The sequence below is a fragment of the Rhodopila globiformis genome (assembly GCF_002937115.1).
Classification (GTDB): domain Bacteria; phylum Pseudomonadota; class Alphaproteobacteria; order Acetobacterales; family Acetobacteraceae; genus Rhodopila; species Rhodopila globiformis.
The window spans coordinates 14,482-28,945 of record NZ_NHRY01000269.1; the positions used below are offsets into that span (position 1 = coordinate 14,482).

Here is a 14,464-nt window from a genome sequence, read left to right on the forward strand (position 1 = left end):
ATGCGCGAGACAATAAACATATCTGCGCGGAATAGGGGAATAATTTCTATAGCGCACCCAGGCGTGGCCGTGCCTGTCCAGAGGCAGCCAGATCCATCAGGGAGAACGACCATGCGCGCAGTCTGGTACGATCGGCAGGGCGCCGCCAACGACGTCCTGATGACAGGGGAACTGCCAACGCCGGAGCCAGGGCCGGGCCAGGTGCGGGTGCGGCTGGAGGCGTCCGGCGTCAATCCGTCCGACACCTATCGCCGGCGCGGCGCGGTGCCGGCGGAATACCCGCGCGTGATCCCGAACAGCGACGGCGCCGGGGTGATCGACAAGGTGGGCGAGGGCGTGCCGGCGGAGCGCGTCGGCGAGCGGGTCTGGCTGTACAACGGCCAGCGCAACGGCCGCTGGATGGGCACCGCGGCGGAGTACGTCGCGCTGGATGCGAACCTGGTGACGGCGCTGCCGGACCATGTGTCCTTCGCCGCGGGGGCGACGCTCGGCATCCCGGCGATGACCGCGCATGGCTGCGTGTTCGCCGCCGGGCCGGTGCAGGGGCTGCGGGTACTGGTGACCGGCGGCGCCGGGGCGGTCGGGCACTACGCGGTGCAGCTCGCCGCCTGGGCCGGGGCGGAGGTGATCGCGACGGTGTCCTCGGTGGCGAAGGCCGAGCGGGCGCGGGCGGGCGGCGCGGCGCATGTCATCAACTACCGGACCGAGGATGTCGCGGCCCGCATCGCCGCGATCACCGGTGGCGCCCTGGTGGACCATGTCGTCGACGTCGACCTGGGCGGCAACCTGGCGGCGACGCTGGCCTCGGTGCGGGAGAACGGCAGCATCGCCTATTACGCCACGGCCGGGGCGGTGCGGCCGGCGGTGGACCTGCGGGCGCTGATGATGCGCAACCTGACGCTGCGTGGCTTCGTCCTGCCGACCAGCCCGGTGGCCCATCGGCGGCGGGCGCAGAGGGACATTGCGGCTTTCGTTGGGAATCCGCACCGCATCCTGTCCGTGGCAGCGGAATTCCCGCTATATGAAACCGCGGCTGCGCACATCGCGGTGGAATCGGGTGGCAAGGCCGGCACCGTGGTCGTGGCGTGCGCCCGCTGAATTGAAAGGACTATTCTATGACTGACCATCGGCTCGCGCTTGTCGTGGGCGCCAATCGCGGCATCGGCCTTGGGGTCGTGCAGGTGTTTCTCGACCACGGCTGGGATGTGATCGCGACCGCGCGGCAGCCCGGGAATGCGACGGCCTTGCGGGCGCTGGCGGACAGCCATCCCGGGCGGGTGACGATTGCCGCCCTGGACGTCACCGACACCGCCGCGGTGGACGGATTTGGCGCGACGCTGAACGGCAGGGTGCTGGACGCGGCGCTGATCAATGCCGGCGTGGCGGGCCCGGGGCATCGCAGCGCCAGCCAGGCGACCATGGAGGAAACCGGCGCGCTGATGTTCATCAATGCCGTCGCCCCGGTGCGGCTGGCGCGGGCGCTGGCGGGGCATCTGCGATCCGGCTCCGGTGTGCTGGCATTCACCTCGTCGGTGATGGGCAGCGTGGCGATGAACGGCGGCGGGCACGAGTTGTACCGGGCCAGCAAGGCGGCGCTGAACTCGCTGACCCGCGGGCTCGCGGTGGAACTGCGCGGGAGGAAGCTGACGGTGCTGTCGCTGCATCCGGGTTGGGTGGCGACGGACATGGGCGGCGCGGGCGCGCCGGTGTCGGTGAAGGAGAGCGCCGAGGGGTTGGTGGCGGTGATCGAGAAGCAGGCGGGCAGCCACGGGCACCGGTTCCTGGATTACACCGGGAAGGAACTGGCCTGGTAGCAATCGTAGTTGGCGAGCTTGGTGAACTTGGCCAAATTGGTCTCGTCAGGAGACGCTGATGGCACGGGCAGCCAAAAACAGGATTGGCTCGCAGCCCCGGCCGGGGTCGGCCTCCGCCGTGGAAATGCCGGCCCTGGTTTCGCTGCATCAGCTTCCTGACGAGGATATGGCCCGGCTCATGGAGTTGGTGGAGAATGCGGGCATCCACGGTGTCAGATCAGCGAAGGTGGTGGTAAGCCCGGATGCCGCCGAATGCATCGCGTCCAATCGTCAGGCCATTGTGAAAGCAGTGATTATTGCCGGCGAGGGACCTGAGGCACCGGAACTCGCCCCGGCTCTCGACGCCGCGAAGAGGCGCGGCGATGCCTTGAAGCGGTCGCTTCTTGCTGCCCCTGACATGCTCAGTACTGCAGAGATGGCAGAACGCCTGGGCATGTCGGAGGAAGGGGTGCGGCTCAAGCGTAAGCGTCATGAAGTGCTTGGACTGGAACTGGCGAAGCGCGGGATCCGCTATCCGTCCTGGCAAGTTCTAAACGACCGGACGTTGCTGCCAGGTCTGCCGCGCCTGTTCCAGATTCTCGGCGACAGCCCGTGGACGATCTATCGCTTTCTGCTGCAGCACCATGCGGAACTGGGTGGGGTGCGCGGGATTGATGCGCTGCGACAAGGCCGCGTTGAGGACGTCCTGGCGGTGTCGGAGAATAGTGTTGCCGGTGGATACGCATAGCCGCTCGAACCCCTGACGGTGGGGCTGAGGCTATCCGTATGGCTTGAAGGGTCAGGCTGGCTCAGGACCGCACGGGTGGCTGGGCGCGACCAGGCTCATTGGCCTCAGTCTGCCGACTTTTTCCGCAGGATAACCTGGATCTGCGCGACGGCGGGTCCTCGGGTCTGGTCAATGGGCACCTCGAGCCAGCGGTTGAACCTCACCAGCCACGGCCCTGTCCAGCGCGGCCTGGGGCCGGGCCGGTAAAGATCCTTGTTCCATTTACGGAAGCACCAGCGCAGGGCTTTCTGCCAGTGACGCATCATGCGGTTGCGTGGAAGGTGCAGGTAGGAATGATCGTACCCGCGATCCTGCCGATCGATCTCGACGGTCTCGCATCCGGGGAGGGCGCCGACGAGTTGGCCCAGATCATGGGACACCGGGGACCAGGATGACGGTTTGTCCAGCCGGAAGGTCGCCTTGTGGTCGGGGTTGAACAGCGACGGCCAGTGCCCCTGTTCATAAAGGTCCTCATCGGGAACGACCAGCACCAGGAACCCGCCCGGCTTGACGAGCGCCCACCACTGCATGAGCGCGGCTTGCGCATTGTGCATGTGCTCCAGGCAGTGGGAGCTATGCACGCAGTCGAACGAGTCCGGGGCCAGATAATCCAGTATCCGGTTGGCATCGCCCTGTTCCAGGTCGAACGGCATGGCCGCCGGCACCACCGGGTCGGTGCCGCAGCCGATGTCGAGCACATGTCCGCTGAAATACTTCGCCTTGAAGGTCTCGTCGCGGAGGCGGTTTGTCTTCGCAGCCTCATGCCCCATGATGGGGACGTCCTGCCTTGAGCGGTGGTTTGACCTGGCCTGGGCAGGCGCCCGGGGATTCCGTGTGCATCTTGTGTTCTGTCATGAAGGGTAGGGCGGTGCGGCCTGTCGTAACCTGGGGAGGGCCGCCGGGCAATCACCGTTGGTCTGCTGGCATCGTCCGGGATATGGCGTCAGCCCGCCAGGGGATGTGCCAAGGATGGCCCGTGACCATGGTGCCAGCTTCGGCGCCGGCGCGTTCCGGGAACCGTCCGTGCCCGTTCATCCTTACGTAATTTTCAACACGGAGGAAGATGAAGGACCACAAGGGCCACGGAGACCGGACCTTGCTGGCCTGTCGGGACCCGGCCAACGGCATCATCGGGCGGGACGGCGTCGTCTCATCGCCTGACTCGTTCACACCCCCTTCGTGGCCCTCCGTGTGTCCTCCGCTTTCTTCGTGTTGAAAGCGGTCGCCAATCCAGGCTGTGCCGCTGCCTTGTCCCACCCGGGGCGGGGACGCTGCTTGCCAACATAGAAAAAGGCCGGCAGGTAATCCCGCCGGCCTCCTCCAATCCCAACAGCGTCAGCCGGCCTAAACCTCGACCTCCTGCTCCCGGTCCGTGCCACCGTCCTCGTCGCCTTCCGGCTTCGGCAGGGCGGGCAGGGCGGCTTCGGTGATTTCGAAGTCCAGCTTGTTGTCTTTCAGCGTCACCTTCACCGCGCCGCCCTTGACCAGCTTGCCGAACAGCAGCTCCTCGGCCAGCGCCTTCTTGATGTGCTCCTGGATCACCCGGGCCAGCGGCCGGGCGCCATACAGACGATCGTACCCGCGCTCCGCCAGCCATTCCTTGGCCGCGGACGACAGCTCGATCGTCACGTTGCGGTCCGCCAGCTGGGCTTCCAGCTGCATGACGAACTTTTCCACCACGCGGCCGACAATCTCCGGCGTCAGGCCGGCGAAGGCGATGACCGCGTCCAGGCGGTTGCGGAACTCCGGCGTGAACAGGCGCTTGATCGCATCCTCGTCCTCGCCCGTCCGGGTTTCGCGGCCGAAGCCGATGGCTTCCTTCGCCAGGTCGGAGGCGCCCGCATTTGTCGTCATGATCAGGACCACGTTGCGGAAATCGACCGTCTTGCCGTTGTGGTCGGTCAGCTTCCCGTGGTCCATCACCTGCAGCAGGATGTTGAACAGGTCCGGATGCGCCTTCTCGATCTCATCCAGCAGCAACACGGCGTGCGGATGCTGGTCGATCGCGTCGGTCAGCAACCCGCCCTGGTCGAACCCGACATAGCCCGGCGGCGCGCCGATGAGGCGGGAGATGCTGTGCCGCTCCATGTACTCGGACATGTCGAAGCGGATCAGCTCGATGCCCATAGTCGCCGCCAGCTGCCGGGCCACCTCGGTCTTGCCGACGCCGGTCGGGCCGCTGAACAGGTAGTTGCCGATGGGCTTCTCCGGCTCCCGCAGGCCGGCGCGGGCCAGCTTGATCGCGGCGGAAAGGGCCTCGATCGCTTTGTCCTGGCCGAACACCATCGACTTCAGGTCGCGTTCGAGGTTGCGCAGCGTCTCCTTGTCGTCGGCCGAGACGCTCTTTGGCGGGATGCGGGCGATCTTCGCCACGATCTCCTCCACGTCGCGCAGGGTGACGGTTTTCCGCCGCTTGTGCTCGGGCAGCAGCATACGGGAGGCGCCGACTTCGTCGATCACGTCGATCGCCTTGTCGGGCAGCTTGCGGTCGTTGATGTACTTGGCCGACAGCTCCACCGCACCGCGGATGGCTTCCTCGGTGTAGCGGACCTTGTGGTGCTTCTCGTAGTTCAGCTTCAGGCCGCGCAGGATCTTGACGCTGTCCTCGACCGTCGGCTCGTTGACGTCGATCTTCTGGAAGCGGCGGACCAGGGCGCGGTCCTTCTCGAAGTAGTTGCGGAACTCCTTATACGTAGTACTGCCGATGCAGCGCAGCGTGCCGGAGGCGAGCGCCGGCTTCAGCAGGTTGGATGCATCCATCGCCCCGCCGCTGGTCGCGCCGGCGCCGATGACGGTGTGGATTTCGTCGATGAACAGGATGGCGCCGGGCTGCGATTCCAGTTCGCTGACCACCGCCTTAAGCCGCTCCTCGAAGTCGCCGCGGTAGCGGGTGCCGGCCAGCAGCGAGCCCATGTCGAGCGCGAAGATCGTGGACTTGGCCAGCACCTCCGGCACGTCGCCCTCGACGATGCGCTTGGCCAGGCCCTCGGCGATCGCCGTCTTGCCGACGCCGGGGTCGCCCACGTACAGCGGGTTGTTCTTGGTGCGGCGGCAGAGGATCTGGATTGTCCGCTCGATTTCCAGGTCGCGGCCAATCAGCGGGTCGATCTTGCCGGCCATCGCCTTCTTGTTGAGGTTGACGCAGTAGTTGGACAGCGCGTCCTGGCTGCGGCGGTTCGGCTTTTCCTCGCGCTCCTGCTCCGGCGGGCTGCCGTCGGGCTGCTGCGCGTTGGTGCCGGTGACCGGGCGCTGGGTGGAGCGGCCGGGCGCCTTGGCGATGCCGTGGCTGATGAAGTTGACGGCATCCAGCCGGGTCATGTCCTGCAGTTGCAGGAAGTAAACCGCGTGGCTCTCGCGTTCGCTGAAAAGGGCGACCAGGACGTTGGCGCCGGTCACCTCGTCGCGGCCCGAGGATTGCACGTGGATCGCGGCGCGCTGCACGACGCGCTGGAAGCCGGCGGTGGGCTTCGGGTCGCCCGGCCGGTCGGTGGCCAGTCCGGCGAGGTCCTTGTCGAGGAATTCGGTCAGGTCGGTGCGCAGCTTCTCGAGATCGACGCCGCAGGCGCGCAGCACGGTGGCGGCGTCGGTGTCCTCGGCCAGGCCAAGCAGGAGGTGTTCAAGGGTCGCGTATTCGTGGCGCCGCTCACTGGCCAGTGACAGGGCGCGGTGAAGCGTCTGTTCGAGGTTCCGGGAAAGCATGTCCGACGCTCCTGCTCGTTAGATGGCCCCTTGCGGGGCAGACCATGACCGGACGGTGCCCACGGGCAGGCCGCCAGACCGCAATAAGACCGAAGCTGCGCCGACTCCGCGCATCATTCCTTCTCGATCGTGCACTGCAAGGGATGCTGGTTCTGGCGTGCCAGGTCCATCACCTGGGTCACCTTGGTCTCGGCGACCTCATAGGTATAGACCCCGCATACGCCGACGCCGCGGCGATGAACGTGCAGCATGATCCGGGTCGCTTCCTCGCGGTTCTTCTGGAAGAACCGCTCGAGCACGTGGACAACGAACTCCATCGGCGTGTAGTCGTCGTTCAGCATCAACACTTTGTACATCGCGGGTTTGCGGGTCTTTGGACGCGCCTTGACCACGACCCCCGTGTTGGGGCCCTCAGTCGTTCCGCCGCCGCGCTTGTCGTTGTCGCTCATCGTCTTCGCATCCATTCGCCGTCCCGTGGCCACCGCACCACGGTCTGCATCTTTGACCGGACCATTTGCCGGCAACCCTCTCCACCTGTCAGCCACGCGCCGTCGGGCCACCTTGCAGGGAGTCAGCATATCGGATCGCGACGCTCCGTTGGAAGGGCTTTGCAATCCCTAAAATACAAAGACGATTGCGCTGACGGGCCTCAACCGCAAGAGGGGACTGTCACGTTATCGCCAAATGGCCCCGGGTTTATCAATTCGCATCTTGGAAGATCCCCTCCCGGCGTCAGCGGCAGAACGCCAGATGGGCAGTCGCGGCGAAAAAGCAAAGGCCCGGACATTTGCCCGGGCCCTTTTCATCGTCATCGTGGCGCTCCGCGGCCGGGCCGCCGGAGGATGGGATCCGTCGGCACGCGGTGCGGCGCGGGTCCCGCCGGCATCAGGCCGCCTTGGCGAACTTCTCGACCGCGACCGTCACGCGGGCGGTCAGCGGCGCCAGCGCCTGCTCGGTCAGCTTGAACGAGGCGTCGGTCAGCTTGCCGGACTCGGCCAGCGTCTTCTCCATCGCCGAACGCGCATACGCGGCCTGGAGGTCGAACGCGTCCTTCAGCGACTTCGCGGTGCTGATCGCCTTGAAGGTGGCGATGCTCTCGTCCAGCGACTCCTTCGCCGAGGCGACGACGTGCTTGGACAGGTCCTGCAGGCCCGTGGTCCAGATCTGGCTGGCCTTCACGAACGCTTCGACGTTGCCCTGGCTGAATGCAACAAAGTCTTCGGCGGTCTTCATAGCTTTTTCCATTCCTTCCTTTACCGTCGCCTGGGTCGCTTCCAACCCGGCCGTCGCTTTCGCCACGTTGCCCTTCAAGGTGGACACGGTGGCCTCAACCCCCTTTGCAGCAGCCTCGTCCGCCGGCGGGGGAACTTCCGTGATCTTCGCTGCCATGTCTCGTCCTCTCTGTCTGCGTCCGTGTGGCGCGGTTTCCCGCGGCCGGACGGCATTTCACCGGGTGGTTTCATTACGCGGTGCCGGTTGGTTTTGCTGCACCGCAACACGAATGCGATATACGAGGTGACAGGTCCGCAATCAAGAGTTTTTTGTGCAGTGCACAAAAATTTGGGCCGGGCGTTCCGGCGGTCCTGCCCTGTAGCCGCTGACTGACCGGGCGGCACGACGTGGAGAGGCCGCTGCGCCGGCTTCGGCGGATCGGTTATTCTTCCCCAGGCCCTGCGGCCACCCGCCGGATATCCAGCCCCATTCCCCAACCGCTGCGGAGCCTGGCAGGCTGCAACGCGTTCCGTCATGGCCCAGTGGGTCGGCATTTCCCGGCGAGCCGCACCGGGTGGGTCGAAGGCGGCGGCGGAGTCTGGATCGCCGACCGATTTTCAACACGGAGGACGACGGAGGAGCACCAAGGGCCACGAAGGGTGTGAACGGGTCAAACAATGAAGCCGCGCAAGCCGTGCTTCATGCACGCGGCACGGACACATCCGCGCAGACCCGGGCTGATCGATGCGCTGCACCGCGATCGCTGCAGCAAACCGCAGATCGATTGGGAATCGACTGCGGGTGGGACGATCTGCCCCGACCGTCATGGCGGGCGCAGGGCCGCCATGACGATGAAGGAACGCCCTCGTCCCGTCCCAACCGACCTGCGGTCTGCTGTAGCCCAATAACGCCTGGCCAGGTCCCGGCAAGCCAGCAGGGTCCGGTCTTTGTGGTCCTTCGTCCTTCCTCCGTGGTGAGAATCGCAGACGGCCGAGCCAGCACGGGCGGTTCCGAACACCCCTGGTCAGTACCACCTGCCGCCGATCGAGCCCCCGGCTGCTACCGACCACGGTCAGGGCAACCGCCGGAGAGCCTTCCACCACGTTCATCTGCAGTTCCGCCCCAGGCCTCCCGGCGCCCCCGGCCCATGCGAGGGTCGGCCCGTAACACCTTAGGTTTTAGGGTTTTTGACAACATTTACGCTAGACACGCGCCGGGGTTGAAACATAAGGTTGCGCACTGCTCTGAAAGGGACATGGATGACTCGCTTTGCGTGCCAACCGCGCAAGCACCTGCTGCCCTGCCTTATGGCCGCGGCGGGTTTTATGTCCTGGGCCAGCGTGCCCCCTGCCCAGGCGCAAATCGGCTCCGCGCGCTACAGTTCCATTGTCGTCGACGCCAACAACGGTGAGGTGCTGGAGGCGGTCAACGCCGACCAACTGCGTCATCCGGCCAGCCTGACCAAGATGATGACGCTGTACATGGCGTTCGAGGCGCTGCGCGACCGGCGCATCTCGCTGGACGACCTGGTGCCGGTCTCCGCCCATGCCGCCAGCATGGAGCCGAGCAAGCTCGGGCTGGTGCCGGGCACCCGCATCACGGTCGAGCAGGCGATCCTGGGTCTGGTCACCAAGTCGGCCAACGACGCCGCCTCGGCGCTGGGCGAGATGCTGGGCGGCAGCGAGGACCGATTCGCCCAGATGATGACCCTGCGCGCCCGCGCGCTGGGCATGAGCCGCACGACGTTTGAGAACGCCTCCGGGCTGCCGGACCCCGACCAGTGGACCACGGCGCGCGACCTGGCCATACTCAGCCGCCACCTGATCAACGATTTCCCCGGCTATTACCGGTATTTCTCGACGCCGAGCTTCGTCTGGCACCGGCAGGTGATCCCCAATCACGACAACCTGCTGCGGTCCTATCCAGGCGCGGACGGGTTGAAGACCGGCTACACCGACGCATCCGGCCACAACCTGGTCAGCAGTGCGGTGCGGGGCGGCGTGCGGCTGGTCGGGGTCGTGCTGGGCGCGGCCTCCAACAACGAGCGCGACGTGCACATGGCGAGCCTGCTCGATCGCGGATTCGAGCAGATGGACGTGCCGATCGGCCATCCCACGATGGCGCGGGTGACGCTGGTTTCCAGCGCGCGCGCCGAGGTGGTCCGGCCACCGCCCCCGCCGCCGCGGGTGCCGCATGGCGGCTGGGTGGTCCAGGTCGGCAGCTTCGCCACCGAGGCCGCGGCCCGGGCCGCCGCGAATGCGGCCAGGCATGAGGCCGAGGCAGGCGAGGCGCGGGTGGAATCGATCACCGTCCACCACAAGACCACATGGCGTGCCCAGGTCGTTGGCCTGACGTCCGAGGATGCGCAGGATGCCTGCTCGGGCCACCGCAAGCGCAACTGCATCGTGATCCGGCCGGTCGCCCGCCAGATGGCCAGCCGGTAGGCTGGCCCGGCGCAGCTGCGTCTGGGCGAGGTTGTCTCTCTGCGGCGCCAAGTCGCCTCTCTATCGTCATGGCCGGGACTGCCGCCCGGCCATGACGGTGACGGAGATGACCTTGCTTCGCCGGACGCCCTATCCTGATTCGCATGGGCGACACACCCGGCCATGACGGAGGAGGCGGTGCCGGCTGGCTGATTCGTGGCGGTCGCCGCGGAACCGGGGCCGGTCGCAGCGACGCTGGAGCGACCTGGCCACCGGGCTTCCTCTCTACTTCGCCGACGCCGAGCCTGATCCGGCCTGTGGCTGAGCAGGCTGGCCAGCGCTTCTCGCGTCCTGACGCTGATACTTCTGCGCGTCGCGCTCTCTCTTGAGGTCCATTCGGCCCTTCTCGGCCTGCCCCGGGCTTTTGCCGCTGGTCGCCTCGGCGGATCCCCGCGGACCAAGTTGAGGCTCGCCGGCGGCATGTACCGGCCACGGTGCCGTCATGCCGACGCCCAGGACGACCGCGACAGTCAGAGCAGAGGCTTTCATGGCGTTCTCCCTGCCAAAGGCTTGCAGGGCCAGTAACGACCACACCCGGGCGTGGTTGCCTTTGCCGCGCGGACGCACGAAGCAGCGGCGGCGACTCGGGAATGCCGCGCCGGCAACGCGGGCTGGCCAGCCATGAGGCGCCGGCCCGCGGCAGGGTTTACCGGTCCAGCCGCAGGATGCCGGTCGCCGTCGCCACCAGCGCCGTCGCCGCCATGCCGATGAACAGGCCGGTTTCCACCACGCCGATGACGCCGGAAATGTCCCGCTCCAATTGCGCCGGATCGGCGATCACGCCGAAATGGCAGTCCAGAATCAGGTTGCCGCCGTCGCTGCGGAACGGCTGGCCGTCCGCCGCCTGCCGCAGCACCGGATTCGCACCCAGCCTGGCCAGGCGCTTCGCCGTGGTCTCCCAACCGAAGGTGACCACCTCGACCGGAACCGGCACCGTGCCGCCGAGTCCCGGCACCAGCTTCGGCTCGTCGGCGATGATGACGAGGCGCTGGCTCGCCGCGGCGACGATCTTCTCGCGCAGCAGGGCGCCGCCCAGGCCCTTGACCAGGTCGAGCGAGCCGCGGGCGATCTCGTCCGCGCCGTCGATCGTCAGGTCCACCTTCTGATGCTGGGAGAAGTCGGTCAGCTTCAGGCCGCCGGCGCGGGCCTGCTGCGCGCTGCGCTCGCTGGTGGGGATGCCGACGATCCGGAGCCCGTCGCGGACGCGGGCGATCAGCCCGTCGATGGCGAAGGCGGCGGTCGAGCCGGTGCCGAGGCCGACCACCATGCCGTCCTGCACCATGGCCACGGCAGCCATGGCGGCTTCGCGCTTCAGCGCGTCGCGGTCCGTCGTCATGGCCGGGTCCCCGGGGTCATGCGTGTCGAATTGCCAAAGTACATGTCTCTTCAACCTCCTGGATCGGCCGCGGTCACGCCGGTGGAGCGGCGGCCGCAACGTCTTGGTGCCGGCTGGCATGGCCGCGCGGCGGGGATTCGTGTCTGACTTTATACCGCTGTTGGAAAGCAGGTCACCAGGGACCGCAGGTTAGTCTTGCGCCGGACGAGGCGGTTGCGCATGTTGCAGTCTTGGGAACAGGGCTTGGTGAAAGCCGCGACGGAGCGAGTGATGGACGGCGGAGCAGACTCAAGGCGGATTACCATTCACGCACCGGAGGATTTCGCCGGCATGCGGGCCGCAGGACGTCTCGCCGCCGCGACCCTGGACATGATCACGCCGCATGTGAAGCCGGGCGTGTCCACGGGACACCTGGACAAGCTGTGCCACGAGTTCATCGTGGACCATGGCGCGATCCCGGCGCCGCTGAACTACCGCGGCTATCCGAAGTCGATCTGCACCTCGATCAACCACGTCGTCTGCCACGGCATTCCAGGGGACCGGAAGCTGGAGAACGGCGACGTGCTGAACATCGACGTGACGGTGATCCTGGACGGCTGGCACGGCGACACGTCGCGCATGTATGCCGCTGGGGCGCCGAACACGCGCGCCCGCAACCTGATGGACGTGACCTACGAGTCGCTGCAGCGCGGCCTGAAGGCGGTCAAGCCGGGGGCCACGCTCGGCGATGTCGGCCACGCCATCCAGTCCTATGTCGAGAGCAACCGCTTCAGCGTGGTGCGCGATTTCTGCGGCCACGGCATCGGGCGGCGCTTCCACGAGCCGCCGAACGTGCTGCATTTCGGCCGCCCGGGGACGGGGACGATCCTGCGCGCCGGGATGTTCTTCACCATCGAGCCGATGGTGAACGCCGGCCGGCCGGAGGTGAAGATCCTGGAGGACGGCTGGACCGCCGTCACCCGCGACCGCAGCCTGTCCGCCCAGTTCGAGCACATGATCGCCGTCACCGATGAGGGTTGTGAAATCTTCACCCTCTCGCCGGCCGGGCTGGACAAGCCGCCGTACGACGTGGACTGAGCGGCGGCGCGGCCGGCCGTTCCCCTTCCGTCGTGGCCGGGCGTGTCCCCCCTGCGTATCGGGATAGGGTGCCCGGCGGAACCAGGTCGTCTCCCTATCGTCATGGCCGGGCGTGTCCCGGCCATCTGCGCTTCGACGGGGGGGGGCGGATGGCCGGGACACACCCGGCCATGACGGCGGGGGAACGGACCCGGCCCGAATCCTTCTCCAATCTTCGCCCTGTCCTGATAGCCATGGGGCGTGTTCCGGCCATCCACGCCTGGCGGTGTGATGGCTCGGAAAGGCGTGGATGGCGGCCCTCCGTCCGCCATGACGATGGGACGGTTCGCCGCTCCCAGCCATGACAAGAGAGCGACGGCCTGGCGCCGCCAGGACGAAAACAAAGTCCCCCGCGTTAGCGGATTGGCAATAAATCAGGCGTAGTGTCGGCCGCGACATCTCGCCGCGAACGCCATGCCGAAGACGCCACCGCCCGCCCGGGGCCATCTTTCCCTGGGTGACTCCTCGTTCCTGCCCGGCCTGTCGCCGCCGGCGGCCGACGCCGCCAACGCCGTCGGCGCCGAGGGACACCGGCTGCGCATGCGGCAGCGGCTGCTGAAGGCCGGCCCGGAGTCGCTGGCGGACCATGAAATGCTGGAGATGATCCTGTTCATCGCGCTGCCGCGGCGGGACACCAAGCCGATTGCCCGGGCGTTGCTGGCGCGCTTCCGCAGCTTCGGCGGCGTCGTCGGCGCGCCGGTGCAGGAACTGATGGCGGTCGAGGGTGTCGCCGAGGCGGCCGCCGCGGCGCTGAAGCTGGTGCAGGCGGCGGCGCTGCGGATGATGCGGCAGGAGATCGCCACCGCGCCGGTGCTGTCGAGCTGGGACCGCCTGACCGACTACCTGACCGCCGCCATGCAGCACGAACGCACTGAGCAGTTCCGCATCCTGTTCCTGGACAACCGCAACCGGCTGATCGCCGACGAGGTGCAGGGACAGGGCACGGTCAACCACGCGCCGGCCTACCCGCGGGAGGTGGCGCGGCGCTGCCTGGAACTGCACGCCACCGCGGTGATCCTGGCGCACAACCACCCCAGCGGCGAGCCGGCGCCCTCACGCGACGACGTCGCCCTGACCGCCGAGATTGCCCGCGCGGCGGCGACCATCGGCGTGACCGTGCATGACCATATCGTTGTGGGAAAGTCGCGCTGGCTCAGCTTCCGTGCGGAGAAGCTGCTGTGATAACGCAGACTTTGCTGTTGCGACGCAGTAGCGCGACGTAACAGTCGCAGCCGCGAACGGAGGGAAGCATGTCACATCGAACCAGAACTTTTGCGTTGAGCGCGGCCGCGCTGCTCGCGACAGCGGCCGCGCAGGCTGCGCCGGTATCGCGCGACGATTTCGTGCTCGGCACCACGGCCAACCTGGTCACGCTGTGCAGCGCGACGCCAACCGATCCGCTTTACACGGCGGCGATGAATTTCTGCCATGGCTTCGCTGTCGGCACCTATCGGGCAGTCGCCGACGAGCAGGCCGCTTCTCGGTCGAAGCACAGGATGTTCTGCCCGCCGGCGCAGACGCAGACGCGCGACCAGGCAATCGCCAGCTTCGTGCAGTGGGCCAGCGCGCGGCCGAAGACGCTGGAATCGTCACCGACCGACGGGATCGTCGAGTACCTGATTGCTCAATACCCCTGTCGGTGATCCAAACGGACGTCGCCAGGTGAAGACCATGATCCTGGCGCCGGTGGGCCGGGTTGCGACCCGGTCGGGAAGAACGAGCCGACCGCATTCGTGCCGGAGGTCCCTGGCGGCCATGCCAGCCCGGGTGCCGATCTTATCGCTGGCCAGATTAAAAAGAGTAAGCAATCGACGGACCCGACGGGCTGCCACGCCGGACAGCGGCAGGGCCATCGATCCCGGCGAGCCTGGTTCGCGTCGGATCTGCCATTCCGCGTGATGGCACGTTGTTAAGGGGACGGCCAGCTTGCTTGATGCGGGGCGCCGTGTTTGTGGGAGTTTGGGCAATATGTCCGGACGAACAACAGACAGTCTGCCGCCTCCCGGGTAAGCTGGCAACAATGGCGCATTAATCCATT

General features: G+C 67.0%; 12 protein-coding genes. 7 read left to right on the forward strand and 5 right to left on the reverse strand.

All coding sequences use genetic code 11. The features are described from left to right. The first annotated feature begins 111 nt into the window (after positions 1-111). Genes CCS01_RS29960 through CCS01_RS34480 form a run of 3 tightly spaced genes read left to right on the forward strand, consistent with a single transcriptional unit; the run spans position 112 to position 2,541 of the window. Positions 112-1,098, forward strand: coding sequence for an NADPH:quinone reductase (locus tag CCS01_RS29960; RefSeq protein ID WP_104522514.1), 987 nt, complete (start codon positions 112-114; stop codon positions 1,096-1,098). Positions 1,099-1,115: 17 nt separating this feature from the next. Beyond that, positions 1,116-1,814: an SDR family oxidoreductase gene (locus CCS01_RS29965; RefSeq protein WP_104522516.1), complete on the forward strand. Its 699-nt coding sequence runs from the start codon at positions 1,116-1,118 to the stop codon at positions 1,812-1,814. Positions 1,815-1,872: 58 nt separating this feature from the next. Further along, positions 1,873-2,541 carry a hypothetical protein gene (locus CCS01_RS34480; RefSeq protein ID WP_193540182.1) on the forward strand — a complete coding sequence of 223 codons (669 nt, stop codon included), beginning with the start codon at positions 1,873-1,875 and terminating at the stop codon, positions 2,539-2,541. Positions 2,542-2,645: 104 nt separating this feature from the next. On the opposite strand, the gene CCS01_RS29975 is transcribed toward CCS01_RS34480, so the two are convergent. The 4 genes from CCS01_RS29975 to CCS01_RS29990 all read right to left on the reverse strand — a co-directional run bounded on the left by CCS01_RS29975 (position 2,646) and on the right by CCS01_RS29990 (position 7,668). After that, a complete protein-coding gene (locus tag CCS01_RS29975) occupies positions 2,646-3,350 on the reverse strand; it encodes a methyltransferase domain-containing protein (protein WP_104522518.1) in 705 nt (234 codons plus the stop codon). 574 nt (positions 3,351-3,924) lie between these two features. Beyond that, the gene (clpA, locus tag CCS01_RS29980) at positions 3,925-6,279 is read right to left on the reverse strand and encodes an ATP-dependent Clp protease ATP-binding subunit ClpA (RefSeq protein WP_104522520.1); all 2,355 of its coding nucleotides are present in this window, start codon (positions 6,277-6,279) and stop codon (positions 3,925-3,927) included. A 113-nt stretch (positions 6,280-6,392) separates the two neighbouring features. Further along, a complete protein-coding gene (gene clpS, locus CCS01_RS29985) occupies positions 6,393-6,728 on the reverse strand; it encodes an ATP-dependent Clp protease adapter ClpS (protein ID WP_104522707.1) in 336 nt (111 codons plus the stop codon). 436 nt (positions 6,729-7,164) lie between these two features. Beyond that, positions 7,165-7,668 (reverse strand): phasin family protein, encoded by a 504-nt coding sequence (locus CCS01_RS29990; protein ID WP_104522522.1) that lies wholly within the window; start codon positions 7,666-7,668, stop codon positions 7,165-7,167. Between the two features lie 1,148 nt (positions 7,669-8,816). Between CCS01_RS29990 and CCS01_RS29995 the strand changes: the two genes are divergently transcribed. Further along, complete coding sequence (locus CCS01_RS29995) at positions 8,817-9,935, forward strand: D-alanyl-D-alanine carboxypeptidase family protein (protein ID WP_239992457.1); 1,119 nt, start codon at positions 8,817-8,819, stop codon at positions 9,933-9,935. A gap of 685 nt (positions 9,936-10,620) precedes the next feature. Here CCS01_RS29995 and rpiA read toward each other — a convergent pair. Further along, positions 10,621-11,310: a ribose-5-phosphate isomerase RpiA gene (rpiA, locus tag CCS01_RS30005; protein ID WP_104522526.1), complete on the reverse strand. Its 690-nt coding sequence runs from the start codon at positions 11,308-11,310 to the stop codon at positions 10,621-10,623. Positions 11,311-11,580: 270 nt separating this feature from the next. On the opposite strand from rpiA, the gene map reads away from it, so the two are divergent. From map to CCS01_RS30020, 3 genes are all read left to right on the forward strand, one after another. Further along, positions 11,581-12,387 carry a type I methionyl aminopeptidase gene (gene map, locus CCS01_RS30010; protein ID WP_104522528.1) on the forward strand — a complete coding sequence of 269 codons (807 nt, stop codon included), beginning with the start codon at positions 11,581-11,583 and terminating at the stop codon, positions 12,385-12,387. Positions 12,388-12,840: 453 nt separating this feature from the next. Then, on the forward strand, positions 12,841-13,608 hold the full coding sequence (gene radC, locus CCS01_RS30015) for a RadC family protein (RefSeq protein WP_104522530.1): 768 nt from the start codon (positions 12,841-12,843) through the stop codon (positions 13,606-13,608). Between the two features lie 95 nt (positions 13,609-13,703). Then, entirely contained in the window at positions 13,704-14,069 is a 366-nt protein-coding gene (locus CCS01_RS30020) for a Rap1a/Tai family immunity protein (protein WP_104522532.1), read from the forward strand. The last annotated feature ends 395 nt before the right edge of the window (positions 14,070-14,464 follow it).

Bases quoted from the DNA above. Each gene is read 5' to 3' on its own strand.
- CCS01_RS29960 (WP_104522514.1), top strand. From the start codon at position 112: ATGCGCGCAGTCTGGTACGATCGGCAGGGCGCCGCCAACGACGTCCTG.
- CCS01_RS29965 (WP_104522516.1), top strand. From the start codon at position 1,116: ATGACTGACCATCGGCTCGCGCTTGTCGTGGGCGCCAATCGCGGCATC.
- CCS01_RS34480 (WP_193540182.1), top strand. From the start codon at position 1,873: ATGGCACGGGCAGCCAAAAACAGGATTGGCTCGCAGCCCCGGCCGGGG.
- CCS01_RS29975 (WP_104522518.1), bottom strand. From the start codon at position 3,350: ATGGGGCATGAGGCTGCGAAGACAAACCGCCTCCGCGACGAGACCTTC.
- clpA (WP_104522520.1), bottom strand. From the start codon at position 6,279: ATGCTTTCCCGGAACCTCGAACAGACGCTTCACCGCGCCCTGTCACTG.
- clpS (WP_104522707.1), bottom strand. From the start codon at position 6,728: ATGAGCGACAACGACAAGCGCGGCGGCGGAACGACTGAGGGCCCCAAC.
- CCS01_RS29990 (WP_104522522.1), bottom strand. From the start codon at position 7,668: ATGGCAGCGAAGATCACGGAAGTTCCCCCGCCGGCGGACGAGGCTGCT.
- CCS01_RS29995 (WP_239992457.1), top strand. From the start codon at position 8,817: ATGTCCTGGGCCAGCGTGCCCCCTGCCCAGGCGCAAATCGGCTCCGCG.
- rpiA (WP_104522526.1), bottom strand. From the start codon at position 11,310: ATGACGACGGACCGCGACGCGCTGAAGCGCGAAGCCGCCATGGCTGCC.
- map (WP_104522528.1), top strand. From the start codon at position 11,581: ATGGACGGCGGAGCAGACTCAAGGCGGATTACCATTCACGCACCGGAG.
- radC (WP_104522530.1), top strand. From the start codon at position 12,841: ATGCCGAAGACGCCACCGCCCGCCCGGGGCCATCTTTCCCTGGGTGAC.